The 26,805-nt window shown below is 62.8% G+C and carries 29 protein-coding genes; 17 read left to right on the forward strand and 12 right to left on the reverse strand.

The annotated features are described in order from the left end of the window. The first annotated feature begins 3 nt into the window (after nucleotides 1-3). Both IB277_RS33620 and IB277_RS33625 read left to right on the forward strand, forming a co-directional pair. Nucleotides 4-1,458, forward strand: coding sequence for an extracellular solute-binding protein (locus tag IB277_RS33620; protein WP_034799450.1), 1,455 nt, complete (start codon nucleotides 4-6; stop codon nucleotides 1,456-1,458). Between the two features lie 85 nt (nucleotides 1,459-1,543). Further along, nucleotides 1,544-2,635: an ABC transporter ATP-binding protein gene (locus IB277_RS33625; RefSeq protein ID WP_192372780.1), complete on the forward strand. Its 1,092-nt coding sequence runs from the start codon at nucleotides 1,544-1,546 to the stop codon at nucleotides 2,633-2,635. Between the two features lie 43 nt (nucleotides 2,636-2,678). On the opposite strand, the gene IB277_RS33630 is transcribed toward IB277_RS33625, so the two are convergent. The 5 genes from IB277_RS33630 to IB277_RS33650 form a co-directional block, all read right to left on the reverse strand. After that, nucleotides 2,679-3,185 (reverse strand): GAF domain-containing protein, encoded by a 507-nt coding sequence (locus IB277_RS33630; protein WP_192372782.1) that lies wholly within the window; start codon nucleotides 3,183-3,185, stop codon nucleotides 2,679-2,681. 68 nt (nucleotides 3,186-3,253) lie between these two features. Next, entirely contained in the window at nucleotides 3,254-3,994 is a 741-nt protein-coding gene (locus IB277_RS33635) for an ABC transporter ATP-binding protein (RefSeq protein ID WP_060586295.1), read from the reverse strand. Beyond that, a complete protein-coding gene (locus tag IB277_RS33640) occupies nucleotides 3,991-4,824 on the reverse strand; it encodes an ABC transporter ATP-binding protein (protein WP_034799458.1) in 834 nt (277 codons plus the stop codon). The genes IB277_RS33635 and IB277_RS33640 overlap by 4 nt, the downstream gene beginning before the upstream one ends. Then, nucleotides 4,824-5,729: an ABC transporter permease gene (locus tag IB277_RS33645; protein ID WP_034799460.1), complete on the reverse strand. Its 906-nt coding sequence runs from the start codon at nucleotides 5,727-5,729 to the stop codon at nucleotides 4,824-4,826. The genes IB277_RS33640 and IB277_RS33645 overlap by 1 nt, the downstream gene beginning before the upstream one ends. Nucleotides 5,730-5,742: 13 nt before the next feature. Next, complete coding sequence (locus IB277_RS33650) at nucleotides 5,743-6,816, reverse strand: ABC transporter permease (RefSeq protein WP_060601454.1); 1,074 nt, start codon at nucleotides 6,814-6,816, stop codon at nucleotides 5,743-5,745. Between the two features lie 129 nt (nucleotides 6,817-6,945). On the opposite strand from IB277_RS33650, the gene IB277_RS33655 reads away from it, so the two are divergent. The 3 genes from IB277_RS33655 to IB277_RS33665 all read left to right on the forward strand — a co-directional run bounded on the left by IB277_RS33655 (nucleotide 6,946) and on the right by IB277_RS33665 (nucleotide 9,783). Further along, complete coding sequence (locus tag IB277_RS33655; RefSeq protein WP_034799462.1) at nucleotides 6,946-7,629, forward strand: helix-turn-helix domain-containing protein; 684 nt, start codon at nucleotides 6,946-6,948, stop codon at nucleotides 7,627-7,629. Nucleotides 7,630-7,639: 10 nt separating this feature from the next. Next, nucleotides 7,640-9,229: an ABC transporter substrate-binding protein gene (locus IB277_RS33660; protein ID WP_060518279.1), complete on the forward strand. Its 1,590-nt coding sequence runs from the start codon at nucleotides 7,640-7,642 to the stop codon at nucleotides 9,227-9,229. 125 nt (nucleotides 9,230-9,354) lie between these two features. Next, a complete protein-coding gene (locus IB277_RS33665) occupies nucleotides 9,355-9,783 on the forward strand; it encodes an OsmC family protein (RefSeq protein ID WP_060518277.1) in 429 nt (142 codons plus the stop codon). Nucleotides 9,784-9,864: 81 nt separating this feature from the next. Here IB277_RS33665 and IB277_RS33670 read toward each other — a convergent pair whose 3' ends face one another. The 5 genes from IB277_RS33670 to IB277_RS33690 form a co-directional block, all read right to left on the reverse strand. Then, the gene (locus tag IB277_RS33670; RefSeq protein WP_034799465.1) at nucleotides 9,865-11,160 is read right to left on the reverse strand and encodes an MFS transporter; all 1,296 of its coding nucleotides are present in this window, start codon (nucleotides 11,158-11,160) and stop codon (nucleotides 9,865-9,867) included. A gap of 185 nt (nucleotides 11,161-11,345) precedes the next feature. After that, on the reverse strand, nucleotides 11,346-11,741 hold the full coding sequence (locus tag IB277_RS33675; protein WP_034799468.1) for a MarR family winged helix-turn-helix transcriptional regulator: 396 nt from the start codon (nucleotides 11,739-11,741) through the stop codon (nucleotides 11,346-11,348). A gap of 69 nt (nucleotides 11,742-11,810) precedes the next feature. Next, nucleotides 11,811-12,335 (reverse strand): N-acetyltransferase family protein, encoded by a 525-nt coding sequence (locus IB277_RS33680; protein WP_371813741.1) that lies wholly within the window; start codon nucleotides 12,333-12,335, stop codon nucleotides 11,811-11,813. 16 nt (nucleotides 12,336-12,351) lie between these two features. Next, entirely contained in the window at nucleotides 12,352-12,873 is a 522-nt protein-coding gene (locus tag IB277_RS33685; RefSeq protein WP_034799759.1) for a hypothetical protein, read from the reverse strand. Nucleotides 12,874-12,925: 52 nt separating this feature from the next. Next, nucleotides 12,926-13,351, reverse strand: coding sequence for an Lrp/AsnC family transcriptional regulator (locus tag IB277_RS33690; protein ID WP_034799473.1), 426 nt, complete (start codon nucleotides 13,349-13,351; stop codon nucleotides 12,926-12,928). Between the two features lie 92 nt (nucleotides 13,352-13,443). Between IB277_RS33690 and IB277_RS33695 the strand changes: the two genes are divergently transcribed. The 8 genes from IB277_RS33695 (at nucleotide 13,444) to IB277_RS33730 (ending at nucleotide 20,700) form a co-directional block, all read left to right on the forward strand. Then, nucleotides 13,444-14,526, forward strand: a complete 1,083-nt coding sequence (locus IB277_RS33695; protein ID WP_210339710.1) for an ornithine cyclodeaminase — start codon at nucleotides 13,444-13,446, stop codon at nucleotides 14,524-14,526. A 1-nt stretch (nucleotide 14,527) separates the two neighbouring features. Continuing rightward, nucleotides 14,528-15,499 (forward strand): citrulline utilization hydrolase CtlX, encoded by a 972-nt coding sequence (gene ctlX / locus IB277_RS33700; protein ID WP_034799479.1) that lies wholly within the window; start codon nucleotides 14,528-14,530, stop codon nucleotides 15,497-15,499. 31 nt (nucleotides 15,500-15,530) lie between these two features. After that, nucleotides 15,531-16,334 carry a dimethylarginine dimethylaminohydrolase family protein gene (locus IB277_RS33705; RefSeq protein WP_192372784.1) on the forward strand — a complete coding sequence of 268 codons (804 nt, stop codon included), beginning with the start codon at nucleotides 15,531-15,533 and terminating at the stop codon, nucleotides 16,332-16,334. Between the two features lie 27 nt (nucleotides 16,335-16,361). Beyond that, nucleotides 16,362-17,162, forward strand: coding sequence for a transporter substrate-binding domain-containing protein (locus IB277_RS33710; protein ID WP_034799485.1), 801 nt, complete (start codon nucleotides 16,362-16,364; stop codon nucleotides 17,160-17,162). Nucleotides 17,163-17,322: 160 nt separating this feature from the next. Then, nucleotides 17,323-18,036, forward strand: coding sequence for an ABC transporter permease (locus tag IB277_RS33715; protein WP_034799489.1), 714 nt, complete (start codon nucleotides 17,323-17,325; stop codon nucleotides 18,034-18,036). Then, entirely contained in the window at nucleotides 18,036-18,737 is a 702-nt protein-coding gene (locus IB277_RS33720) for an ABC transporter permease (protein ID WP_060586196.1), read from the forward strand. Before IB277_RS33715 ends, IB277_RS33720 begins: the two co-directional genes overlap by 1 nt. A gap of 36 nt (nucleotides 18,738-18,773) precedes the next feature. Beyond that, nucleotides 18,774-19,538, forward strand: a complete 765-nt coding sequence (locus IB277_RS33725; RefSeq protein WP_090296061.1) for an ABC transporter ATP-binding protein — start codon at nucleotides 18,774-18,776, stop codon at nucleotides 19,536-19,538. A 10-nt stretch (nucleotides 19,539-19,548) separates the two neighbouring features. Next, nucleotides 19,549-20,700, forward strand: a complete 1,152-nt coding sequence (locus tag IB277_RS33730) for a M20 aminoacylase family protein (protein ID WP_060586197.1) — start codon at nucleotides 19,549-19,551, stop codon at nucleotides 20,698-20,700. 26 nt (nucleotides 20,701-20,726) lie between these two features. Here the strand turns inward: IB277_RS33730 and IB277_RS33735 are convergent, their stop codons facing one another. Together IB277_RS33735 and IB277_RS33740 are read right to left on the reverse strand one after the other, a co-directional pair. Then, complete coding sequence (locus IB277_RS33735; RefSeq protein WP_192372786.1) at nucleotides 20,727-22,103, reverse strand: FAD-containing oxidoreductase; 1,377 nt, start codon at nucleotides 22,101-22,103, stop codon at nucleotides 20,727-20,729. Next, on the reverse strand, nucleotides 22,100-22,567 hold the full coding sequence (locus IB277_RS33740; protein WP_060518257.1) for a hypothetical protein: 468 nt from the start codon (nucleotides 22,565-22,567) through the stop codon (nucleotides 22,100-22,102). The genes IB277_RS33735 and IB277_RS33740 overlap by 4 nt, the downstream gene beginning before the upstream one ends. Before the next feature lie 335 nt (nucleotides 22,568-22,902). Here IB277_RS33740 and IB277_RS33745 point away from each other — a divergent pair, with 335 nt between their 5' ends. The 4 genes from IB277_RS33745 to IB277_RS33760 all read left to right on the forward strand — a co-directional run bounded on the left by IB277_RS33745 (nucleotide 22,903) and on the right by IB277_RS33760 (nucleotide 26,755). Then, a complete protein-coding gene (locus IB277_RS33745; protein ID WP_134887177.1) occupies nucleotides 22,903-23,814 on the forward strand; it encodes an ABC transporter substrate-binding protein in 912 nt (303 codons plus the stop codon). A gap of 99 nt (nucleotides 23,815-23,913) precedes the next feature. After that, nucleotides 23,914-25,083 carry an ABC transporter permease gene (locus IB277_RS33750; RefSeq protein ID WP_060586201.1) on the forward strand — a complete coding sequence of 390 codons (1,170 nt, stop codon included), beginning with the start codon at nucleotides 23,914-23,916 and terminating at the stop codon, nucleotides 25,081-25,083. After that, nucleotides 25,080-26,018 (forward strand): ABC transporter ATP-binding protein, encoded by a 939-nt coding sequence (locus tag IB277_RS33755; RefSeq protein WP_060586203.1) that lies wholly within the window; start codon nucleotides 25,080-25,082, stop codon nucleotides 26,016-26,018. Before IB277_RS33750 ends, IB277_RS33755 begins: the two co-directional genes overlap by 4 nt. Beyond that, on the forward strand, nucleotides 26,018-26,755 hold the full coding sequence (locus IB277_RS33760; protein WP_060518250.1) for an ABC transporter permease: 738 nt from the start codon (nucleotides 26,018-26,020) through the stop codon (nucleotides 26,753-26,755). The genes IB277_RS33755 and IB277_RS33760 overlap by 1 nt, the downstream gene beginning before the upstream one ends. Nucleotides 26,756-26,805: the final 50 nt, after the last annotated feature.

Consider the following 26,805-nt stretch of genomic DNA (forward strand, 5'->3'; position numbering starts at 1 on the left):
AGAATGAGGAAATTGCTACTGGCATCTGCATCTCTCGCCGCACTCGCATCGGGGAGCGCGGGAACGGCGCTCGCCTGCGACCCGGATTACACCGGCGTCGAACTGACGGCGACCACACAGACCGGTCCTTACATTGCCTCGGCGCTGCAGCTTGCGGCCAAAGGCTGGGAGGAAAAGACCTGCGGCAAGGTCAAGGTCGTCGAGTTCCCGTGGTCGGAGCTCTATCCGAAGATCGTGACCTCGCTGACCTCTGGCGAAGACGCTTTCGACGTGATCGCCTTTGCACCGGCCTGGGCCCCTGATTTCACCGACTTCCTGTCGGAAATGCCGGCCGACATGCAGAAGGGCGCCGACTGGGACGATATCGCGCCCGTCTACCGCGAACAGCTGATGGTCTGGAACGGCAAGGTGCTGTCGCAGACGATGGACGGCGACGCCCATACCTACAGCTACCGAATCGACCTCTTCGAGAACGCCGACAACCAGAAGGCCTTCAAGGAAAAGTACGGCTACGATCTGGCGCCGCCGAAGACCTGGAAGCAGTACCTGGACATCGCCGAATACTTCAACCAGCCGGCCAACAACCTCTGGGGCACGGCGGAAGCTTTCCGGCGCGGCGGCCAGCAGTTCTGGTTCCTGTTCAGCCACGTGGCCGGCTATACCAGCCATCCGGACAATCCGGGCGCCATGTTCTTCAATCCGGAAACGATGGATGCGCAGGTCAACAATCCCGGCTGGGTTCGTGGCCTCGAGGAATACATCCGGGCCTCAAAGCTCGCGCCGCCGAACGCGCTGAACTTCTCCTTCGGCGAAGTGAACGCCGCCTTTGCCGGCGGCCAGGTGGCGGAATCGATCGGCTGGGGTGATACCGGCGTCATCGGCGCCGACCCGAAGCAGTCGAAGGTGGCCGGCAATGTCGGCTCGGCATCGCTGCCGGGATCGGACGAGATCTGGAACTACAAGACCAAGAAGTGGGACAAGTTCGACCACGTCGTCCAGACCTCCTTCATGGCCTTCGGCGGTTGGCAGGCGGCAGTTCCCGCGACCTCGACCAAGCAGGAAGCAGCCTGGAACTACATCCAGTATCTGACGAGCCCGGCCGTCTCGGGCCAGGCGGCGATTACCGGCGGCACCGGTGTGAACCCTTACCGCATCTCGCACACGACCAATCTCGATCTCTGGTCGAAGATCTTCTCCGAGCGTGAGGCGAAGGAATATCTTGGTGCGCAGAAGGAGGCGGTGACCGCCAAGAACATCGCGCTCGACATGCGCCTTCCCGGCTACTTCTCCTACACCGAAGTGCTGGAGATCGAGCTTTCCAAGGCGCTTGCCGGCGAAGTGACGCCGCAACAGGCGCTCGATAGCGTCGCCGAGCAGTGGAACAAGCTGACCGACGAGTTCGGCCGCGACAAGCAGCTTGCCGCCTATCGCGCCTCCATGGGCTTGCCGCAGCAGTAACGAAACCACGCCCGCCCCGAAGCGATCGGGGCGGGCGCCACCGTCCCCGGCGAGACCGGGCACAGACAGCATCAGAGGCTACAGCATGTCACAGGTCCGATTGCAGCAGATCACCAAGTCCTTCGGGAGCGTCACCGTCATTCCGCCGCTCGATCTCGACATTGCCGATCGTGAGTTCGTCGTGCTCGTCGGTCCCTCCGGCTGCGGCAAGACGACGACGCTCAGGATGATTGCCGGCCTCGAAACTGCGACTTCGGGTTCGATCCGGATTGGCGATCGCGACGTGACCGATCTCAGACCGGGCCTGCGCAATTGCTCCATGGTGTTTCAGAATTACGCGCTCTATCCGCACATGACGGTCGCCGAGAACATCGGCTACGGCATGAAGGTGCGCGGCACGCCGAAGGCGGAGATCGAAAAGGCGGTAACGGATGCCGCTCGCATCCTCAACCTCGGCGCCTATCTCAATCGCAAGCCGAGCGCACTTTCGGGCGGCCAGCGCCAGCGCGTGGCGATCGGCCGGGCGATCGTACGCCAGCCGGATGTCTTCCTCTTCGACGAGCCGTTGTCGAACCTAGATGCCAAACTTCGCATCGAAATGCGCACCGAAATCAAGCTCTTGCACCGGCGTCTTCAGACGACTGCCGTTTACGTGACCCACGATCAGGTGGAAGCCATGACCATGGCCGACCGCGTCGTCGTCATAAACCAGGGCCGCATCGAGCAGGCGGCCGATCCGATCACGCTCTATGAGGCCCCCGCCAATCTTTTCGTCGCCGCCTTCATCGGTGCGCCGAGCATGAATTTCCTCGAGGGGCGGCTGGAGCGCGGCGATGGAGGGATGCAGTTCATAGCGGATGGGGACGTGGCCGTGGCTATCCCGGAAAACCGCGCCGAAAAACTCGGCGCCTACGTCGGAAAAGCGGTCGTGCTCGGCATCCGGCCGGAACATACGATGGCGACGGACGCCAATGCGCCAACAGTCAGGCTGATCGTGCGCGATATCGAACCGCTCGGCCCGCATACGCTGGCTCTTGGCCGCGTCGGGCCTGCCGCTTTCACGGCGCAGGTTCACGCCGCGTCACGCATCGGCCCCGACGATCAGATCGCGGTGCCGATCGAGACGGAGAAAATGCATTTCTTCCTGAAGGAAACCGGTGGGGCGATCGGCCGCTGAGCGGATGGATGGCCGAAGGCGATGACGCCTCCGGCCTGCTGTCTTACTTCTTCTCGGCGCGTGCTGCGGCGAGGAAGGCGAGCTTCGCCGGCAGCTCCAGGTGCTTGGAGAGTGCCACGCGCTCCAGCGTGTAGTGATGCTCGACGTCGAGGCAGTTGACGGTGCCGAGCAGCTCGCCGCCGACAACGACCGGGATGTTGGCAACCGAGCCGCAGCCGAGCGACCAGATCGTCTCGTGGTCCGGGAAAACCTTGGCGATATCGGCGATGGTGTTGGCGACGAAGGTCTGGTGCGCCTTGTGCACGATGTCGAACCAGCTGTCGTAGCGGATCGGCTTGGTGCCCGAGGTCGGGTACTCCGCGGGGTGCGAGGTGTAGGCGCGGCGCGCGACTTCGTTGACCATATCTACGGTCATGATGGTGAAGAGCTTGGCGCCGATCACCTGGCGGCTAAGCGTCTGCAATGCGGTCCATACCGCATCGGCATCGGTGGTCTTGGCAATGGCCGCGTCGAATTCCGCCACCGCGGCAGCGATCTGTTCACTGTTCATGCTATGTCCTTGGGGTTACTCGATATCTTAGAAGGGGACAGACGATAAATCGTCGGTGTTGTCCCATCCTAGTTGGCATGCGCGGCGCTGATCTGCATCAGCTCGCGCGAATAGGGATCCTTGAGGTCACCGCGCTTGAGGTCGGCGACATCGGCAATCTCGACGATCCGGCCCTGGCGCATGACAGCGAGGCGATCGCAGAGGAAGGAGACGACCGCCAGGTTGTGGGTGACCATCAGGAAGGTGAGGTTCTGCTCGCGCCGGAGGCGCTTCAACAGGTTGAGGATTTCGGCCTGGACCGAAACGTCGAGCGCGGATGTCGGCTCGTCGAGTAAGAGCACCTTCGGCTTCAGCATCAGCGCCCGGGCGATTGCCACGCGCTGGCGCTGGCCGCCCGAGAGCTGGTGCGGAAAGCGGAAGCGGAACTTGCGATCGAGGCCGACCGAGGTCATGACCTCCTCGATGCGGGCGTTGCGGTCGCCGATGCCGTGGATCGTCAGCGCTTCGCCGAGCGTGGCGTCGACCGTCTTTCGCGGATGCAGCGAGCCGTAGGGATCCTGGAACACCATCTGGCACTGACGCGAAAAGGCGCGGTCGATGCCGTGGCCGCGGGGCGAGCCGAGCACGGTGATCTCGCCGGTCCATTCCGGCGCGAGACCTGCGATTGCCTTCAGCACCGTCGATTTTCCCGAGCCGCTTTCGCCGACAAGGGCAAAGCTCTCGCCGTCGGCGATATCGAGATTGACGTTGTGGGTGATCTGCACGTCGCCGTACGAGATGTCGAGGTTCTTCAGAGAGAGCGCGGTCATGCCTTGGCCCATGCGCTGCGGTCGAGCACCGGCAGCTCGTCCCGTGTTTCATCGAGGCGCGGAATGGAGGCGATCAGCCCGCGCGTATAGGGGTGCTTGGCCGCCATCAGTTCGCCGGCCTTGCATTCCTCGACCACCTCGCCGGTGTTCATCACGAGGATGCGGTCGCAATAGCTGGAGACGAGATTGAGGTCATGGCTGATGAAGATCAGGCCCATGCCCTTGCGTTTCACCAGTTCGTCGATGATGTCGAGCACCTGGGCCTGGACGGAAACGTCGAGCGCCGAGGTCGGCTCGTCGGCGATCAGAAGGTCCGGCTCGGGGATCAGCATCATCGCGATCATCACGCGTTGGCCCATGCCACCGGAGACTTCGTGCGGGTAGAGCTTGGCGACGCGTTCCGGATCTGCAATGCGCACCGATTCCAGCATCGTAAGCACGCGCGCGTTGACCTCGCGGCGCGGCAGCTTCTGGTGCGTCAGCAACGCTTCGGCGATCTGCTCGCCGATGGTCATGACCGGGTTCAGCGAGAACTTCGGGTCTTGCATCACCATGGAAATGCGGGCGCCGCGGATGGCGCGCATCTGCCGCTCGGACTGCTTCAGGAGGTCGACGCCGTCGAAGACGAGCTTGTCGGCGGTGACCCGACCCGGTGCCCGGATCAGCTGCAGGATCGAGCGACCGGTCATCGACTTGCCCGAGCCGCTCTCGCCGACGATGCCGAGGCGTTCGCGGCCGAGGGTGAAGGAGATGCCGCGCACGACTTCGAGATCACCGCGGGGCGTCGGGAAGGTGACGCGCAGGTTTTCGACTTCGAGAAGATTGCTCATCAGCGCTGCTCCCCGCTCTTCGGATCGAGCACGTCGCGCAGGCCATCACCGAGGAAGCAGAAGCCGAGGCTAACGAGAATGATGGCAAAGCCGGGCATGGTCGCGACCCACCACTGATCGAGAATGAAGGAGCGACCGCGCGAGATCATCGCGCCCCATTCGGGAAGTGGCGGCTGAGCGCCAAGTCCGATGAAGCCGAGACCGGCGGCCGTCAGGATGATGCCGGCCATGTCGAGCGTGACGCGGACGATCATCGATGAGGTGCAGAGCGGGAGCACGTGGCCGAGATTGACCCGGAGGCTCGACGCGCCGAGCAGACGCACCGCCGAAATGAATTCGGAGTTCTTGAAGGTCAGCGTCTCCGCACGAGCGACACGGGCATAGCCGGGCCAGGAGGTGATCGCGATGGCGATGATCGCGTTCTCGATGCCGGGACCAAGGGCCGCAACGAAGGCAAGCGCCAGGATGAGCTTCGGCAGCGACAGGAAGATATCGGTAATGCCCATCAGTATACGGTCGACCCAGCCACCGAAATAACCGGCGGCCACGCCGATCACCAGGCCGGCGGGGGCTGCGAGCACTGCAACCAGCGTGACGATGGCCAGCGTGATGCGTGAACCGTAGACAACGCGGGACCAGATGTCGCGGCCGAGTTCGTCGGTTCCCATCCAGTGGGCAGCACTCGGCGGCAGCAGGCGTTCGCTCAGCGACTGGCGCAGCGGATCATGGGTGGCGAGCCACGGCGCAAAGAGCGCGGTCAGCACCAGAACGAGGATGATGACGGCGCCGACAACGGCGAGCGGATTGCGCATCAGCGCGCCGAAGATGCGATAGAAGCGCCCGAGGCGCGCCTGCATCGGCGAGGCGGGGCTGTCGTCGATCAGCCAGTCGCGAAGTGTGGTCATGGTCGCTCCTCCCTTAGCGTGCACGCGGATCGAGCACGCGGTAGAGCACGTCCGAAATCTTGTTGATGCCGATAAAGACCGCGCCGATGACGAGGGTCGAGCCGAGCACGGCCGACATGTCGGCATTGAGCAGAGCGACGGTCAGGTAGTTGCCGATGCCGGGCCAGGAGAAGATCGTCTCGATCATCACGGAGCCTTCGAGCAGGCCGGCATAGGACAGGCCGATAACGGTGATCAGCGGCACGCGGATCGGCCGGAAGGCATGGCGCCAGATGACCAGGCGCTCCGGCACGCCTTTGACCCGGGCGGTCGTCACATATTCCTGGCTCAGCTGGTCGAGCATGAAGGAGCGCGTCATGCGGGCGATATAGGCGAGCGAGAAGAAGCCGAGGCAGGACGCCGGCAGGATCAGGTGCCAGACGGCGTTGCGGAAGATTTCCCATTCGCCAGCAATGATGCTGTCGACAAGGATCAGGCCTGTGACCGGCGACACCATGCCGTCGTAGAAGATATCGACACGGCCGGGGCCGCCGACCCATTTCAGCTTCGCGTAGAAAATCGCCAGGCCGACGAGACCGAGCCAGAAGGCAGGCACTGAATAACCGAGCAGACCGATGACGCGGATGCCCTGATCGAGCCAGGAGCCACGGCGGGCGGCGGCAAAAACACCGAGCGGCACGCCGATCAGCACGCCGAGGATGATGCCGAGCGTCGCCATTTCGAGTGTTGCCGGGAAGACGCGAGCGAGGTCCTCGATAACCGGCTTGCCCGTCGAAACCGATGTTCCGAAATTGAAGGTGGCGACGTCACGTACGTAGCTGACGAACTGGGTGATCAGCGGCTGGTCGAGCCCCATTTCCTGGCGCACGCGCTCATAGACAGCGACGGGTGCGCGGTCCCCGACGACAGCCAACACCGGGTCGATCGGCACGATGCGGCCGATGAAGAAGGTGATTGCGAGCAGGCCGAGGAAGGTTATCGCAAGCGTTACCAGAAAGCCTGCCAGTGAAAGAAGTCGCTGCCGTCCCCGACTGGGTCTGGCGGCGCGGCGCGCCGGCGCTGCTGCTGTCGTGCTGTCGTTTGCCACGTGGCGTCACCATCCCTCTTCGCTTGCGGTCTCACTTGTCGATACCGCAAAAATTTGCTTGGAGTATATAAATAAGTTTGCTTAAATCAAAAAAATTTTACTGGGGCGGAAACGGGAGGAATAACCGCTGTGAGCGATCCGTCAGAGGATACGCAGGCCGCGTCGGGCAAATCGGCCGGGGCAGGGCAACCGAAGGTGGGCGCGCTGGTGCGTGCGCGCCGCCGGCAGATGCATATGACCCTGCAGACGCTCAGCGACGCAGCGGGCGTTTCGGTCGGCTATTTGAGCCAGATCGAGCGCGATCTTGCCATGCCCTCGCTCGGCACACTGGCCCAGATTGCGCAAGGCCTGGGCGCCGAACTCAACCATTTCATCCTGGCACCGGCGATCGACACCGGGCTTTCGCGCGCCGAGGGGCGCATGGTGTTTTCGGTCGGCGGCTCGCCTGTTTCCTATGAGCGCATTGGCGCGGATTTCGCCGGCAATCAGCTTTCGAGTTTCGTCATCACCATTCCGCCGGGGCATCGCTCCGAGGTCTTCAGCCATGAGGGCGAAGAGCTCGTCTATATGCTCGAAGGCGAGATCCTCTTCGGGCTCGATGGCGACGACACCATGCTTTCGCCTGGCGACGGCCTGCACTTCCGCGGCATCCAGCCCCACTACTGGTGGAACAAGACAGACGCACCCGTGCGGTTGATCTGGACCGGCACCCTGCCGCTCTTCCGGCCCCGCGCTTCCCAATCCAACGAGACCGGTCAGCCGCAATCGGCGCTGAAGCCGGCACCGACAAAAACCAAGCCTCATCGAAAATAGGAGAATGATGATGAGAATGTTCAAGGCCGCGGTCTTCGCGGCGTCCCTGATGATGAGCGTGGCGCCGGCCGCACTCGCCGAAACGCCAGCCGATGTGTTGGTCGTTGCCCAGAATATCGACGACATCGTCAGCATCGACCCGGCCGAGGCCTACGAGTTCTCCTCGGGCGAATACGTCACCCAGACCTATGACCGCCTGGTGCAGTACGATGCGCCCGACGTGAAGAAGCTGGCGCCGGGTCTTGCCTCCGAATGGACGGTCGACGATGCGGCAAAGACGATCACCTTCACGCTGCGTGATGGCGTTACCTTTTCCTCCGGCAATCCGCTGCGTGGCGAAGACGTCGTCTACTCCTTCAAGCGCGTCGTCGTTCTCAACAAGGCGCCGGCCTTCATCCTGACGCAGCTCGGCTGGACGCCCGAAAACATCGACAAGATGGTGACCGCCGAAGGTAACAAGGTCACGGTCAAGTATGACGGCGACTTCTCGTCGGCCTTCGTTCTCAACGTTCTCGCCGCTCGCCCGGCTTCGGTGATCGACGCGGAAACCGTCAAGGCCAACGAGGCCGATGGCGACTTCGGCAATGCGTGGCTCAAGGCCAATTCGGCCGGCACCGGCCCGTTCGTGCTCAAGGCCTTCCGCGCCGGCGAGCTGCTCAACCTTGCGAGCAACCCGAACTACTTCGGCGGCGCTCCTGTTATCAAGGGCGTCATCATCCGTCACGTGGCCGAAGCCGCAACCCAGCAGCTGATGCTGCAGACCGGCGACGTCGACATGGCGAAGAACCTGACCCCGGACCAGGTTTCGGGTCTTGAAGGCAAGGACGGCGTGAAGGTCGAATCCTATCCGCAGGCCGCCGTACACTTCCTGTCGTTCAACCAGAAGGACGCGGCACTGCAGCCGGAAGCCGTCTGGGAAGCCGCCCGCTACCTGGTCGACTACAAGGGCATGACCGACAGCTTCCTCAAGGGCCAGATGGAAGTTCACCAGGCCTTCTGGCCGAAGGGCTTCCCGGGCTCGCTCGACGAGACCCCCTACAGCTACGACGTCGAGAAGGCGAAGAAGATCCTGGCCGATGCCGGCATCAAGACGCCGATCAAGGTGACCCTCGACGTCATCAACTCGACGCCGTTCACCGACATGGCGCAGTCACTGCAGGCGTCCTTCGCCGAAGCCGGGATCAACTTCGAGATCATCCCGGGCACCGGTAGCCAGGTCATCACCAAGTACCGCGCGCGCACCCACGAAGCGATGCTGCTCTATTGGGGCCCGGACTTCATGGACCCGCATTCGAACGCCAAGGCCTTCGCCTATAACGAAGACAACGCCGACGACAAGTATCAGTCGACGACCACCTGGCGTAACGGCTGGGCGGTTCCGGCGGAACTCAACGAAGCGACCAAGGCAGCCCTCAAGGAAGCCGATCCGGCCAAGCGCGACGCGCTTTATGTCGACCTGCAGCGCAAGGTGCAGGAAAAGTCGCCGATCGTGATCATGTTCCAGGCCGCGACCCAGGTCGCGATGAAGGACAAGGTCGAAGGCTACGTCAATGGCGCCATCTCGGACTATGTCTTCTACCGCCTGGTGAAGAAGAACTGATCCGCCAGCGATCGCCCTTGCGCCGATGAGAAAAAGGCGCACATATCAAAACGCCCTGGGCCTTCCGGCCCGGGGCGACGTGCTTCTACCGATCGGTTTGATAAGTTCTGGGAAGGTTTTACGACATGGCGGATGTGAAGGTGAGAACGCGGGAAACCGGTGCGACGGCTGTGGTCGGCAAGACCGGCTTTCCGCATGTGACCTCGGTCACCGGTGGTGAACTCGATATCGTCACCGGCCCGTCGCAGGCGGGCTACGGCCCGCTCGATCTGCTCTATGCGTCGCTCGCAAGCTGCCTGGTGCTGAGCGCCCGCATCGCCGCCAGCCGTTTTGGCGTGCTCGACCGGCTGACGGAAGTGAGTGCCAAGGTGACGGGCGAGAAAGCCCATGACGAGCCGTCCCGCGTCGCAAAATTCAACATCGTCTTCGACATCAAGGGTGATTTTGACGACACGGTCCGCCATGCGATCGCGGAAGCCGCCGAAAACGAGATCTGCACCGTTAGCAATACGATCCGCGGCAATCCGGAATTCGTGACCGAGTTTGCCCACTGACGTTCATTGGGTCTCAGCGTCCAACAAAAGGGCGGGCTGCCATTGGCAGCCCGCCCTTTTCGATGCAACCGGCAGAAGGACTCAGGCCGGTTGCGGCGTAAGCGCCTCCGGTTGACGCCGACCGATCGTCAGCACCAGCAGGGCCGCGACAATGCAGAGCATCCCGGCGGCAATCAGCGCCGGCGTATAGGTTTCAAGCGACGTCCGGCTGGCGCCTGCGAGGAAGGTCGCACTGGCCGCACCCAGCTGGTGACCGGTGAAGACCCAGCCGAAGACGAGGGCGGCGCGTTCCGGACCGAAGCGTTCGGCCGAAAGTTTCACCGTCGGCGGTACCGTCGCGACCCAATCCAGGCCGTAGAAGATCGCAAAGATCGACAGCGTGTAGATGTTGAAGCCGCTGAACGGCAGGAACATCAGCGACAGGCCGCGAAGGCCGTAGAACCAGAAGAGCAGCCAGCGGTTGTCATAACGGTCCGAGAGCCAGCCGGAACCGATGGTGCCGATCAGATCGAATACGCCGATCAGCGCCAGCAGGCTGGCTGCTGCGACGGGGGCAATACCAACATCGCCGCAGATCGAAACCCAATGGGTCTGGATCAGCCCGTTGGTGCTGAAGCCGCAGACGAAGAAGGTCGCAAACAGCACCCAGAAGGTGTTGGTCTTGGCGGCGTCGGAAAGCGCCCGGATCGGTGCCATCAGCAGTTCCCCGAAGCTCTTCGCCTTCGGCGGCGCCGCCACCATTTGCTTGCCGCCGAAGGGCGCAAGGCCAAGGTCCCCAGGGCGATCCTGCATCAGAAGCAGGACCAGGGTGAAGGCCGCAAGCAGGATGACGATGATCAGCGTCAGCGCCGAGCGCCAGCCGATCGTTTCGGTGAGAGAAGCGAGCAACGGCAGGAAGACCAGCTGGCCGGTGGCGTTGCTGGCGGTCATCAGCCCGACGACGAGCCCGCGCCGTTTGTCGAACCAGCGCGTTGCGACCGTCGCGCCGAGCACCAGCGCCGTCATGCCGGTACCCACGCCGAGCACGACGCCCCAGATCGCCACCAGGTGCCAGAGTTCCGTCATGTAGAACGAGGCGGCGATGCCGGAGATGATCAGGATCAGCGCCGTAGACACGACCGGGCGCACGCCGAAATGGTTCATGAACGAGGCTGCGAACGGACCGAGCAGACCGAAAAGGCAAAGCCGGATGGCGAGCGCCAGCGAGATTTGCGCATTGGTCCAGCCGAATTCGGTCTCGAGCGGTTTGATGAGCACGCCGGCCGAGCCCATGGCGCCCGCTGTCGAAAGCATGACCAGGAAGGTGACGGCGGCGACAGCCCAGCCGTAGTGGATATTGCGTCTGGCAAGATAACGCGCAAGCGCCGGACCGAGCATCGTCGACTTCCTTTCGTCGGTGTTTTTAGGGCGTGCGACAGCGCTGCGCGGGCTTTCGGAGCGCAGGTCGCAGATTGAACTGTTGTTTGGCAGTTTTCTGCCGGTTCCTGGCAGCTTAGGCTGCCCGGATTCTTCTGGCCTCAAGTCGCAGACTGCGACCAGAAAGTTGGTCTGGAAACGACGCGCTAGAGCGCCAGCAGCAGGTCCTCCAGCTGGGCGGCGGCGTCGGCTCCCAGCCGCGCCTCGATCTTGTCCTGAGCGGCCTGCCAGAGCGGCGCGCCGTCAGCCAGTATCCGGTGGCCGCTCTCCGTAAGTTCGACAATGGCCTCCCGCTGATCCTTTCCGCTTCCAGTTGCGGTCAATCCCATTCCCTCCAGCACTTTGACGTTGCGGCTGACCGTCGATCGCTCGAGTTCGATCTTGCGGCCAAGCTCGGTCATCGAGATCGGTTCATCGCGCGCGATGTGTCGAAGCAGGCTGAACTGGGCAAGGTTAAGACCAATCGGCTGCAGCGCGTCGTCATAGACTGACGTCACTCGCCGGGTGGCTTTGCGTAAGAGGGCACAATAGCAACGAGACATAATGTGTGTATATACACGCAAGCGATCGACGTCAACCGTTTCTTGGTGTGAAGGCGCTGTTCGAAGCGATCAGCGGTCCAAGCGAAACTGAAGAACGTGGTTGGGGTAAGCCTTGTCGCCGATCGTGAAATGGGTTTGTCCCGCCATCTCAAAGCCACTCGCGAGGTAGAAGGCCGTGGCTTTTTCGTTTTCGGCGTTCACCGCCAGCCAGGTGCCTGGCTGGCCCGTGTCCAGGCAGAATTGCAGGCCGGTCTTCAGGAGCGCCTTGCCGAGGCCGCGACCATGGTGACGGGGCTGGACATAGAGCGTCGTGATTTCCAGGTCGGAGGCGATATCGACCGGTGCCGGCGAATTCGCGGACATGCGCAAGAAGCCGTCGATACCGACAACGTTCTGCGAAACCCAGACGGTCTCGTTGCGGTCGCCCAGAATTTCTTCGAAGCGCGCGGTGGTAAAGTGCTGCAGCGCATAATCGGCAAAGAATGCGTTGACGCCATCCCTGATATACGTGTTCAGCCAGACTTCCAGGCTGATCGCCGCAAGGCTTGACGCATCCGCGACGGACGCGCGCCTGATTGTCATATCGTTTGTCACGCTGCTCTTCACTGTCTCAATCGACGAAGGGTTCCAGTTCCTTGTCGAACTCCACTTCGACGACATTGTTGAAAAGCGCCGTCGCCACCATGATACCGGAGAAAGCGACGAGGTCGACCAGCGCCTTGGCGTCGTAGCGTGCCTTGAGGCCAACCCAGATTTCCTCCGTAACGGCATTGCTGTCGGCGACGATGGCGCGGCCGAACGCGATCAGGCGCTGTTCGTCTTCGCTCGGCACGTCCGTGTGAAAATCGATGCCGGCATTGGCGAAGGCGCGACGAAAGAAGCCCATGGCGATTGGGGATTTCATGGCCTCCGAAATGGAATGGGAGAGGAACCAGATCGCCCTGTCGTCGAGGGTAGGGCGTAGTTCCTCGCGGAGCGTGAACCATTCCGCATAGATCCGGTGCGCGACCGGCGAATGTAAAAGCGTGCGCTTCATGTTGGTCATGCGGCCACGCACGCGCACCTCCTCGTCGTGGGCGGCGCGGATTTCATCCGAGGCGGTGTCGTAGTCGATCTGGGGGATATGGCTCATGGTCATGCCTGTCTTGGTCGTGCGCGAGCTGCGCAGATGATGGGTAGGAGCGTCAGACGGTGCTGAGCAGAATGCTCGTTTCGCTGTTCGACACGCCCTCGACGTCGCGCACTTCGCGCAGGATGCGGTCGAAATCGCTGAGGCTGTTGGCGCGGATTTCGGCGACCAGGTCCCAACCGCCGTTGGTGGTGTGCAGGGCATAAAGTTCCGGCAGGCCGCGCAGGTATTTGATCACCTTGGTGGTGTTTCGGCCGCTCACCTCGATCATCATGATCGCACGGATGGCGCGATCGTCATAATCCTGCCGCACGCGCAGCGTGAAGCCCAGGACCGCGCCGCTTTCGAGCAGCCGGTCGATGCGAGTCTGCACGGTCGCCCTCGATATGCCGAGCACCGCAGCGATCTTGGAGTAGGGCGCGCGCCCGTCTTCTCGCAGGAGCGAGATGAGCTGGTGGTCGAGGTCATCGAAGATATGCATGAAAGGTGTATATTACGATTGCGCAAATTGCTCAATATGTCCTGTAATTTTGCGCAGGTTTAAAATTTCAACTCACTTCTTGCAAGCCTAGGCTGACTTCATCGAATTTCTCCGATGGAGTTTTAAACGTGGTTCAGTATGTCGGTGTCGGCAACGTAATCGAGCTGGTCAAATCGATCGGCATTGAGACGTTTCTTGTGGGTCTTGCGGAATACATCGAAGACGATTTCCGCCGGTGGAACGTTTTCGAAAAAACTCCGCGGCTGGCCAGCCACTCGAAGACCGGCGTCATCGAGTTGATGCCGACCTCGGACGGCGAGCACTACGGCTTCAAATACGTCAACGGCCATCCGAAGAACCCCAATGTCGGCCTGCAGACGGTGACCGCCTTCGGCGTTCTTTCCGACGTCAGCACCGGCTACCCCTGTCTCGTTTCCGAAATGACGATCATGACGGGACTGCGCACGGCGGCGACATCGGCGCTTGCCGCGAAGTACCTCGCACGTCCTGATGCCCGCTCGATGGCGATCATCGGTCTCGGCGCCCAGTCCGAATTCCAGGCGCTCGCCTTCCGCGCCCTTCTTGGCGTCAAGCGCCTTCAGGTCTTCGATATCGATGCGGAAGCCGCCGCCAAGTTCTGCAACAACCTCTCGGATATGGACTTCGACATCGTCGTCGCTGCCACGGCTGAAGAAGCCGTATTCGGTGCGGACATCATCACCACCGTTACCGCCGACAAGCGCAATGCCACGATCCTTTCCGACAACATGGTCGGCGCCGGCGTGCACATCAACGCGGTCGGTGGCGACTGCCCCGGCAAGACGGAGTTGCAGGGGGACATCCTGCGCCGCGCCGACGTCTTCGTCGAATATCCGGAACAGACCCGCATCGAGGGCGAGATCCAGCAGATGGCGCCGGACTTCCCGGTCATCGAACTCTGGCAGGTGATTGCCGGCGAGGCCGAAGGCCGTCGCTCGAGCGCCCAGATCACCATCTTCGATTCCGTCGGTTTTGCTACCGAAGACTTCTCGGCCCTGCGCTTTCTGCGCGACAAGATCCAGGGTACCGCATTCTACACCGAGCTCGACCTGACGACCCAGCCGGACCATCCGCGCGATCTCTACGGCCTGTTCCGGCAGCAGCCGGCGGTCCCTGCCGAGCGGAGTGCCGCATAACATGAAGAGACTGTCCGTACAGGCGCCGAAGGGCGTCGTGATGATCCGCCCGCACCACTTCGGCCCCAACCCGATGACGGCCAAGGACAATGCCTTCCAGGCGACCGACGCGGCGCGCCAGCCGACTGCGATCGCCAAGGCCGCCTATGACGAAGTGAGCCGCATGGCCGACGGGCTTTCGAACGCCGGCGTCGCAGTCCATCTCTTCGAAGACGAGACGACGACGCGGCCGGACTCGGTGTTCCCCAACAACTGGTTCTCGACCCATTCGGGTGGCCATGTCGCGATCTATCCGATGTATTCGGAAAGCCGCCAAAGCGAGCGCCGCTCCGACATCATCGAGATGCTGAAGAACGAGTACCGCGTTCAGGACGTGATCGATTACTCCGGCCTTGAAAAGGACGGCGTCTATCTCGAAGGCACGGGCGCCATGGTGCTCGACCATATCGGTCGTGTCGCCTATGCCGCACGTTCCAACCGCACCAATGAAGTGGCGCTAGAACGCTTCTGCACCCACTTCAATTTCGAGCCGATGATCTTCGGCGCGGTCGATCGCCAGGGCAACTCGATCTACCACACCAACGTGCTGATGTGCATCGGCACCGAGTTTGCACTGATCGGCACGAGCATGATCCCGGATCTCGCCCGTCGCCAGGAGATCTGCTTGCGGCTTGAGGAAACCGGCCGCCAGGTCATCGATCTGACGCTGGAGCAAATCGAGAACTTCGCCGGCAATGCTATCGAACTCGACGGTGCCGATGGCCGCGTCGTGGTCATGTCGGCTCGCGCGCTCGCCTCGCTCCGCGCCGACCAGATCAAGGCGCTCGAAGTCTCTGCCCGTGTTCTCGCCTTCGACGTTCCGACCATCGAGCTCGCGGGCGGCTCCGTGCGCTGCATGCTCGCTGGCGTTCACCTGTCACGTCGGGAAAACGTGAACAAGCAACCGCTTTACGCCGCCATGTCCGATCGATAGAAGCACCTCATCCAAGCCAAAGGTACTACAAATGTCGCAGTCACGCCCCGTCTACCAGTTCAACAACATCATCGTCCGCACCCCGTCGAAGTCGGTCGTCAACGGCCTTCGCGCCGATGACCGCGGCAACCCCACCTTCGAAGGTGTAAAGGCAGAACACGATGCCTATATCGCGGGGATGAAGGACGCGGGCGTCAAGGTGACGGTGCTGCCGGCGCTCGAAGCCTTCCCGGACTCGATCTTCGTCGAAGATCCGGCGCTGGTCTTCACCGAAGGCGCGATCCTCTTGCGTCCGGGTGCCGAAACCCGCGTCAAGGAAACGCCGGAGATCGAGCCGACGCTTCGCGCCATGTTCGAAACGGTTCTCGATCTGCCAGGCACCGGCTTTGCGGATGGCGGCGACGTTCTGACCACCCGCGAAAGCGTGATGATCGGCCTTTCGGCCCGTACCAACAAGGTTGGCGCCGAAGCACTTCAGGCCTGCCTGACCAAGCTCGGTCGCAAAAGCGAGATCGTCGCCACGCCTGAAGGCGTGCTGCACTTCAAGACCGATTGCTCGCTGCTCGACGACGAGACCGTGCTTTCGACCGCGCGCCTCGCCAAGTCCGGCGCCTTCGAGCGCTTCAAGCAGGTGATCATTCCCGAAGGCGAAGAGCCGGCAGCGAATGCGCTGCGCGTCAACGACGTCGTCATGGTCGGCTCGGACTTCCCGCGCACGATCGAGATGCTCGACAAGCTCGGCTACAAGGTCGTGCCGATGAAGACGACGGAGATCGGCAAGATCGACGCAGGTCTTTCCTGCATGTCGCTACGCTGGTTCAGCAACACGCTCTGATCCGACGCAATCCCCGAGGAGGAACATATGAAGACGTTGAAGACCGCCCTGTTCGCAGGGATCGCCCTTTCCATGGCTGCCGGCAGCGCGTTTGCCGAGGAGACGCTGCGCCTCGGCATGACGCCGGAGCCCTACATGCCCTTCACCCAGGTGAACGCCGGCGGCGAGTGGGAGGGCCTTGAAGCCGATCTCTCCCGCGCGCTCTGCGAGAAGATGGCCGTCAAGTGCGACATCAACCAGATGGCCTGGGACGGTCTCATCCCGTCGCTGAAGGAAAACAAGGTCGATTTCATCATCGGCGCCTTCTCGATCACCGACGAGCGCCGCCAGGTCGTCGATTTCTCGACGCCCTATTACACCGAAGGCACGTCCTTCGTTGGCTCCAAGGGTGACACGAGCGAGATCAAGACGGCCGACGCCGCCGACGGTTCTGGCAAGATCATCGACCCGGCAAGCGTCGAGGGCAAGATCATCGGCGTGCAGACGTCGAGCGTGCAGTCGGCCTATGTCGCCAAGTACCTGACCGGCGCCGAAGCCAAGAGCTACGACACCGCCGACAACTCGGTCGCCGACCTCATCGCCGGTCGCGTCGACTACGTGCTCATCCCCGACCTCTACATCCAGACCTTCCTGAAGACGCCTGAAGGCGCCGACTACGAGGTCAAGGTCGAAGTGCCGAAGAACGTCACGCTCGGCGAAGGCGTCGCCTATGCCGTCCGCAAGGGTGACGCTGCGACCCTCGACAAGGTCAATGCCGGCCTTGCCGCGCTCGAAAAGGACGGCACGACGCAGAAGCTCGTCGACAAGTGGATCTTCGGCAAGAAGTAAACCGAATTTCGGAGGGCGGCGGCCAGCCTCGCCGCCCTCATTCGCCAGAACCGGCCGCAGCGCCGGGGCACCATCGCAGCAACCGCTACAGCCACCTTGCCCGCACCGATCGGGCAGCGGCGTAGGGGCTGACGAGACAATCGGGAACAGGTAACGACGGATGGACTATTACTGGCAATTGCTTGCCTGGGGCGGCGAGGGCTGGGGCGACGATTTCGCCTGGGGCCTGGTGATGACCCTTCAGGTCTCCGTGGTCGCCTATGCGGTTGCGGTTCTCTTCGGCTTCCTGGGCGCTGCCGGCAAACTATCGAAGCACCGGATCCCGCGTTTCCTTGCCGATATCTACACGACGGTCGTGCGCTCGCTGCCTGAGCTGCTCGTCATCCTGCTTCTCTATTTCTCGGTCGCGAGCGGGGCGGAACGGCTGTTGAAGCACTTCGGGCTCGTTGCCGAAACCTTTCAGTTCAGCTCGTTCTGGGCGGCGATCATCGCGCTCGCCTTCGTCTCCGGCGCCTTCATGACCGAGGTGCTGCGCTCGGCCTTCCTCTCCGTGCCGCCGGGCCAGATCGAGGCGGCGGTTTCGATCGGCATGAACAGGCGTAAGGTCTTCACCCGCATCATCTTCCCGCAGATGATGCGCCACGCGGTCCCCGGCATGGGCAATCTCTGGCTGTCTATCACCAAGGAAAGCGCCATCATCAGCGTGCTCGGCTCCTTCAGCGAGCTGCTCTACACGGGCTATCGCGCGGCGGCAGGCACCAAGCAGTACATCTTCTTCTACGGGCTGACGGCCATTCTGTTTCTGGCAATTACGCTCGTTTCCGTCCTGGTGATCGCCCAGATCGAGCGCCGCCTCAATCGGGGGCACAACTGATGGAAACGATCTCCAACGTCGTCGGCTTCCTGCCGGCGCTGATCAAGGCGACACCGCTCACGCTGCTTCTGACGGCGGTCGCCGGCGTCTTCGGCCTCGTCATCGGCACGCTCGTGGCGCTCGCCCGGCTTTCCGGTCGCCGCGTGCTTTCGGTTCCGGCCTATGTCTTCACCTTCGCCTTCCGCGGCACGCCGCTTCTGGTGCAGATCTACCTGATCTATTACGGCCTCGGGCAAATCCTACCCGGCACCTGGGTGCGCCATAGCTTCCTCTGGCCCTATCTGCGTGACGGCCTGTGGTATGCGATCTTTGCACTCAGCCTCAACCAGGCTTCCTACAATGCCGAGGTCATCCGCGGCGCGATCAAGGCGATCCCGCGCGGCCAGATCGAGGCGGCAAAATCGATCGGCATGCGCTCGTCGATGGTCCTGCGCCGCATCACCCTGCCGCAGGCGTTCCGCTCGTGCCTGCCGGTTTTGACGGGTGACCTGATCATCCTGCTGAAGACGACGTCGCTTGCCTCGACCATCACCATTCTTGAGGTCATGGGCACCGCCCGCATGCTGCAGCGCCAGTCGCTGCTGATCTTCGAACCGCTGATTGCCGCCGGCATCATCTATTTCACCGTCGTGTTCATCCTGACGCGCATCATGGGCGTCGTCGAGAAGCGGCTCACGCGCTACCGCACGGCGAAGGCATAAAGAGGAGACGCGCCACGGCGCGCGAGAGGAATGAACATGGTCGCATCAGCGCTTTCGGTGAAGAACATTCACAAGAGCTTCGGGTCCGTCGAGGTGCTGAAAGGCGTCTCCTTCGAGGCGAAGTCCGGCGACGTCATCTCGCTGATCGGCAGCAGCGGCTCGGGCAAGAGCACGCTTCTGCGCTGCATCAACTATCTGGAGACGCCGGACGAGGGCGAGATCTCCGTCTCGGGCGAGGTGATCCGCACCGTCAAGGGCAAGGACGGCAAGTTCCATGCAGCCGACAAGCGGCAGCTCGAACATATCCGCACGCGCCTCGGCATGGTGTTCCAGAGCTTCAACCTCTGGTCCCACAAGACCATTCTCGAAAACATCATCGAAGGGCCGATCCACGTGCTCGGCATGACCAAGAAGGATGCGATCGGCGAAGCCGAACTGCTGATGGAGAAGGTCGGCATCACGCCCAAGCGCGACCATTATCCCAATCAGCTCTCGGGCGGTCAGCAGCAGCGCGCGGCAATCGCCCGCGCGTTGGCAATGAAGCCGGAAGTGATGCTCTTCGACGAGCCGACCTCGGCGCTCGATCCGGAACTCGTCAACGAGGTGCTGCTCGTCATCAAGAAGCTTGCCGAAGAGGGCCGCACCATGGTGATGGTCACCCACGAAATGTCACTCGCCCGTGATATCTCCAGCGAAGTGATCTTCCTGCACAAGGGTTTGGTCGAAGAACGCGGCGCGCCGTCTGAGATGATGCGTGACCCGCAATCGGCGCGCCTGCGCCAGTTCCTGCAGATGGCTTGAGGAAACCCCGATGCGCGACACCAATTTTTCCGAGTTCCTGCCCGAACTCGTCGATATCCGCCACAAGCTGCACGAAATGCCCGAGATCGGCCTTTCCGAGGTGAAGACCTCCGAGTTCGTTGCGGAACTGCTGCAGTCCTGGGGCTTCGAGGTCACCCGCGGTCTTGCGACAACCGGCATCGTTGCAACGCTGAAGCGTGGCAACAGCAACCGCGCCATCGGCTTTCGCGCCGACATGGACGCGCTGCCGATGCAGGAGGAAACCGGTCTTGCCTATCAGAGCAAGCATCCGGGCGCGATGCATGCCTGCGGCCATGACGGTCATACCAGCATGTTGCTCGGGGCTGCCTGGGCGCTGTCGAAGGACGAAAGCTTCAACGGTACGGTTCATCTGATCTTCCAGCCGGCCGAGGAAAACTTCGGCGGCGGCAAGCTGATGATCGAAGACGGCCTTTTCGAGCGCTTCCCTTGCGAGCGGGTCTATGCGCTTCACAACTGGCCGGGTCTTCCAGTCGGCCAGTTCTCCAGCCGCGCCGGTGCCATGGCGGCATCGATCGACGTGCTGACGCTGACGATCAAGGGTAAGGGCGGCCACGGCGCCCAGCCGGAACTGACGGTCGATCCGGTCGTCATCGGTTCCAGCGTGGTGATGGCGCTGCAGACGCTGGTGTCGCGCAATGTGTCGCCGCACCAGCCGTCCGTGTTGACGGTCGGTTCGTTCCAGGCGGGTTCGGCCTCGAATATCATTCCGGATACCGCAGTGCTGGAAATCAGCATGCGCGCGATGGATCCTGTTGTCCGCAAGCAGTTGCAGGAGCGCGTCGAGCAGGTCGCCCGCCTGCAGGCGGAAAGCTACAACGCCGAAGCCGTCTTTGACTGGCAGGTCGGGTATCCCGCGACGATCAACGATGCTGAGGCTGTCGAGGATGCGCGTGCGGTGATCGCCGACACATTCGGCGCGGATGCCTATGTCGAACTGCCCGAGCCGCTGATGGGCAGCGAGGACTTCTCCTTCCTGCTGGAAAAGGTGCCGGGCGCCTATGTGCTGATCGGCAATGGCGACAGCAGCGGGCTGCACACAACCCGCTACGATTTCAACGACGACATCCTTGAGCGCGGCGCGACCTATTTCTACCAGCTCGCACGCGCAGCGCTCGTTTAAGCGCGCGGCATCAATTGCCCGGCCGCTCAGGTGGCCGGGTGCAGGTCGCCGAAGACCGTCGGGATCAGTTCCGACACGGTTGGGTGGATATGAACTGCGTGCGTGATCGTCGTGTAGGGCTTGCCCGCATACATCACGTCGAGGATGCTCTGCACTGCCTCGTCGCCGCTCGTTCCGAGGATCGATGCACCGAGGATCTCCTTGCTGTCGGCGTCGACGATCACCTTCATGAAGCCTTCAGTCTCGCCCTTTTCCACGGCGCGGCCGACGCGGGTCATCGGCCTCGTACCGATGAGCAGCTTGCGCCCCGACTTGCGCGCCTCGGTCTCGGTCATGCCGGCGCGGCCGAGCGGCGGATCGATGAAGAGGCCGTAGGTTGAAATGCGATCGCTGACCTTCCGCGCCTCTCCGTCGAGCAGATTGGCGGCGATGATCTCGAAGTCGTTATAGGCCGTATGGGTGAAGGCGCCGCGGCCATTGCAGTCGCCCATCGCGAAGACGTGCGGTACGTTGGTCTTGAGCGTCTCGTCGACTTCGACATAGCCGCGGGTGTCGGTCTTGACGCCGCCCCGGTCGAGATCGAGGTCGTCCGTGTTCGGCCGGCGGCCGGTTGCCAGCAGCAGGTGAGAGCCGACGATCTCGGGTGCGCCCGCCGTGCAATCCACGCCGGCGACGACATCGTCGCCGCTCCTGGCAAAGCGGATGCATTCGGCATTGAGGCGAAACTGGATGCCCTCTTTTTCGAGGATCGCGAGAATGGCGTCGGAAACGTCCGCATCCTCCCGGCCGATCAGCCGCGGCCCCTTCTCGATTACGGTGACCTCGGAGCCGAAGCGACGGAACATCTGCGCAAACTCGAGTCCGATATAGCTGCCGCCGACGACGATCAGGTGGCGGGGCAGGGTGTCGAGATCCATGATCGAGACGTTGGTGAGATAGGGCACCTCGGCGACACCAGGGAAATCCGGGGTTGCGGCGCGTCCGCCGACATTCAGAAAGATCTGGTCGGCCGAGAGCAGCGCGTCGCCGACTCGGATCTCATGCGGGCTTTCGAAGCGCGCATGGCCTTCGAAGACGGTGCAGTTCTCCATGCCTTTCAGCCAGTTTTCGATGTTTCCCCGGGACGTGAACCGCACCGTGTCCTTGCGCGCCATGACACGGGTAAAGTCGATGGTGATGGGGCCGGTCGTCACGCCATAGTCCGCGCCCCGTCGCGCCAGATGCGCGGCATAGGCGCTCGCGACCATCGCCTTTGTCGGCATGCAGCCGGTGTTGACGCAGGTGCCGCCGAAGTGCTTGCGCTCGATCAGCGCGACGGTTTTGCCCGCTGCCGTCAACCGGCCGGCAAGCGATGGGCCGGCCTGGCCGGCACCGATGATGATTGCGTCGAAATGTTTCGTCATGAGACCGAGGACACCACCCAGAGTGCGAGGAGAACGGCAACAGCATCCTCGAGAAGGGCGATCGGCAGGTCCTTGCCGCCGATGGCCGCGACGAGGCGCTTGCGGGCTTCATAGCCGCCGAGCGTGCCGATGACGGCACCGATGATGCCGGCGACCAATCCTTGGAGCATAGCATGTCCGGTCAATCCGAGCGCGGCCCCGCAGAACGCGCCGCTGACGATGCGGGCGCCGAACTGTTGCGGCACCTTTCGGCTCGGTGTGCTTGGCAATTGGTCGGTGACGAATTCCACCAGGGCCAGAAGGCCGAAGATGTAAGGTGTGAAGCGAAAGCCCATGAAGGCCGCCCAGGTACCGCTGAGCGGCAGCCATCCCGCGGCTGCGCCAATACTGACGGCGGCGGGTGCGGTCATGGTGCGCAGGCCAGCGACCACGCCGATAATGAGCGTCAGAAAATAGATCGACATCGTGTCCCCGAACGTTCGCCGGGCGAACCCAAGCCACCAGCCCCCAAGCGGTTCGGGTCGAGCGGCATCGCAACCAAGAGTGAAAGCGGATGTTTCTGGCGGGCCGCGATCAGAGTGGCCGACAACGCCGGCGATTGCAACGCCCAATCAGCTACCGCCATAAACGGTAGTCTATGCTTTCGATCGTGTTTATCAATGTAGGAAAATATTCGCCTGCCACAGTCTCTGGATGCAACCCTATTTTTTGCCGGGGGCTGACATATATGGAATGGCTTGCCCCGACGGAGCGGACGTTCCGTGATCAAACTTGCGCATCGAAATCCGAGGAGAAACCTATGCGCCTGACCAGACTGCTTATCGGAACTGCCCTTGCCTTGACCTTGACTGCCGCCGCGGCGAGCGCCGATGTGGTCGTATCCTCGAAGATCGACACGGAGGGCGGGGTGCTCGGCAACATCATCCTTGCCGTGCTCAACGCCAACAACATCAAGACGGTCGATCGCGTCCAGCTTGGGGCGACGCCGGTCGTACGCAAGGCGATCACCGCCGGCGAGATCGACATCTATCCGGAGTATACCGGCAATGCCGCCTTTTTCTTCGAAAAGGCCGACGATCCGGTCTGGAAGGATGCAGCCAAGGGCTACGAGACGGCCAAGAAACTCGACTATGACGCCAACAAGATCGTCTGGCTGACGCCATCGCCGGCCAACAACACCTGGGCGATCGGCCTGCGCAAGGAAGTCGCCGACGAAAACAAGCTGAAGACGCTGAGCGATTTCGGCAAGTACATCGCTGGCGGCGGCAAGGTCGTGCTGGCGGCGTCGTCGGAATTCGTGAATTCGGCCGCCGCACTGCCGGCGTTCCAAACCACCTACGGCTTCACCTTGAAGCAAGACCAACTGATCACGCTTTCCGGCGGTGATACCGCGGCGACGATCGCGGCCGCGGCGAACCAAACCAACGGTGCGAACGCAGCCATGGTCTATGGCACCGACGGCGGCATCGCCCCGTCCGGCCTCGTGGTCCTGGAAGACGACAAGGCCGTCCAGCCCGTCTATCAGCCGGCCCCGATCATTCGCGAAGCGGTGCTCAAGGAAAACCCGCAGATCGAGGAACTCTTGAAGCCCGTGTTCGAGAAACTGGACCTGGTGACGCTGCAAGACCTGAACGGTCGCGTGCAGGTCGGCGGCGAACCGGCCAAGGCGGTCGCCGAGGACTTCCTGAAGAAGAACGGCTTTCTGAAATAAGTTGACGGAGATCCGGGACGCTGGTCGGATGGCTGGCGTTCCGGGGATAGGCCTGCAGGTGCCGGAGATGCGCCGGCACAGGCGGGGAGGGAATGTGGTTTGAAAGCACTCCGCTTTGACAAGCTCGGAGCGATCATTGCGGCCCTGGCGCTCGGCGGCGCCTTCATAGCGCCTTTTGCAACGTTTCGTGCCAACCGTATCGTCGCCGGTGAGGTCAAGTCGGTGGCCGACGCCCTGCCTGCGGGGTGGAGTGCCGTGCTGCTGGGCATCGTGGTCTGCGCGGTCATCGTCGCGCTGGTCCGATCGCCCGCTTACCTGCGTCTCGCTGCCGCCTTTGTCGCGCTCGCCGCGCTGGCGCTCGGCATCGGCGTTGCCGCCACGCATCTGACACCCGAAGCCAACACCTATGCCCGCGTCTCGCCGGCTTCGGGCTTCTGGATCATGCTCTTTGCCTTCGGGCTGCTCGCTGCCGACGCCTTGACGCGACTGCGCCCGGCGCCCTTCGTGCGCATCGTCGTTCTCGCCGTCGTGCTGGCCTTTGCTTCGGCCATCCTTCTCGCCGGCGCCTGGGACGGCCTGTCGATTCTCAAGGAATATGCAAGCCGGGTGGACACGTTTTGGGCGGAGGGCCGCAAGCATGTGACCCTGGCGCTCGGTTCGCTCGTGGCTGCGACCCTCGTCGGCATCCCGCTCGGCATCCTCTGCCACCGCGTCACGCGGCTGCGCGATGGGTTGCTCGGCGTCCTGAACGCGATCCAGACGATCCCGTCGATTGCGCTCTTCGGCATTCTCATCGCGCCGCTCGGCTGGATCGCCCTCCATGTGCCGGGTGCGGCTGCCATCGGCATTCGTGGCATCGGTGTTGCCCCGGCCTTTGTTGCGCTCTTTCTCTATTCGCTGCTGCCTGTCGTCGCCAACACCGTCGTCGGTCTGGCAGGCGTTCCGCGGGACGCGAATGATGCCGCGCGTGGCATCGGCATGACCGATTGGCAGCGGCTGGTCGGCATCGAATTTCCGCTGGCCTTCCCGGTGATCCTCACCGGCATCCGCATCGTGCTCGTCCAGAATATCGGCCTTGCGACCATTGCCGCGTTGATCGGCGGCGGCGGCTTCGGCGTCTTCGTCTTTCAGGGCGTCGGTCAGACCGCGATGGACCTCGTGCTGCTCGGCGCCGTCCCGACGGTCGTGCTGGCGTTCGCCGCGGCGATCGTGCTCGACGCGGTGATCGAGATGGCCACACCCAACACCAGGCAGGCAGAGGCCGCATGATCGAGATCGAGAACATCACCAAGCGATATGGCGAAAGCACCGTTGTCGACGACGTCAGCCTGACGATCGCGCCGCGCACCGTCACCGTCGTCGTCGGCACCTCCGGCTCCGGCAAGACCACGCTCTTGCGCATGGTCAACCGGCTGGTTGAGCCGACCTCGGGCGCGATCCGTCTCGATGGCGAGGACAATCGTTCGCTGCCCGGTTATGAGTTGCGCCGGCGGATCGGCTACGCAATCCAGGGGCACGGTCTGTTTCCCCATCGCACCGTCGCCCAGAACATCGCGACCGTGCCGACCTTGCTCGGATGGGAACGGGCGCGCATCGATGCGAAGGTGGAAGAACTCCTGCGCCTTTTCCAACTCGATCCCGCAGATTTCGGTCCACGCTTCCCACACGAGCTTTCCGGCGGCCAGCAGCAGCGCGTGGGCGTTGCCCGGGCGCTTGCCGCCGAGCCGAAGGTGCTCTTGATGGACGAGCCCTTCGGGGCGCTCGATCCGATCATCCGCGCCAAGGCGCAGGACGACCTGCTTGCCATCCAGAAACACTTCCAGACGACGATCATTCTCGTCACCCACGATATGGAAGAGGCCTTTCACCTCGCCGATCGCATTGCCGTCATGGACAAGGGCAAAGTGGTGCAGTACGCGACCCCCGCCGAAATGCTGCTGAAACCGGCCACGCCCTTCGTCGAAAGCCTGATCGGGACGGGCGAACGGCCCTACCGCCTGCTCGCGATCGCGCCGGTCTCGAGCGCGGTTGAGCCCGGGGCCGCCGAAGGCGCGCCGATATCGAGCGATGCCAGCCAAAGGGAAGCCCTGGCCGAACTCCTCTGGTCCGGACGAGATGCGTTGCCGGTGGCAGGTCCCGACGGCGCCGTAATCGGCAGGGTCAGCCTGGAGGGGTTGGCCAAACGCGCGGCCGGTCCAGCCTGATGCCGAAGCTCGCCACTCTCATTCGCATCGCGGTTTTCCTGGTTCTCGTCGCGTTCCTGCTGCAGCCCCATTGGTTCGAGCCGCTGCTGCGGCCGCTGGTGCAGGACAACGCCCCCGTCATCTACAACCAGGGAAGCCTGCTGCAGCTGACGTTCTTGCATCTGCGCACGGTGGCGCTGGCGGTGGCAGCGGCCGCGCTGGTTGCGCTTGCGCTTGCCATTCTCGTCACGCGCACGTCCGGAGCAGAATTCCTGCCGCTGTCGCGCAGCCTGGTGAATATCGGTCAGACCTTTCCGCCCGTCGCGGTTCTTGCGCTCGCTGTTCCGATCTTCGGTTTCGGCGAAAAGCCGACGCTGATCGCGCTTTTTCTCTATGGCCTGCTGCCGATTTTCGAGAATGCGCTGACGGGGCTGACGACCTTGCCTTCCTCCGTCATGGAGGCGGCGCGCGGCGCCGGCATGACCAGCGGCCAGCGGCTTCTCAAGGTGGAGTTGCCGCTGGCGATGCCGGTGATCCTGGCGGGTATCCGGCTTTCGGTCGTCATCAGCCTGGCAACCGCCACGATCGGATCGACGGTCGCCGCAAAAACACTCGGCGAAGTAATCATCGCCGGGCTGCAATCGAACAACCTTTCCTTCGTCGTCCAGGGCGGCCTGATCGTCGCAACGCTTGCGGTGCTTTTGCACGATGGGTTGCAGGCGGCGGAGCGGAAGCTTGCCGCGCGGATGGGGCGCTAGGCGCAGGCGGTGGAGATGCGCAACCGGGCAATCGGCCGGCTGTCTCAGCA

Origin of the sequence: Ensifer sp. ENS07, from assembly GCF_014852185.1 — a bacterium.
GTDB lineage: Bacteria > Pseudomonadota > Alphaproteobacteria > Rhizobiales > Rhizobiaceae > Ensifer > Ensifer adhaerens.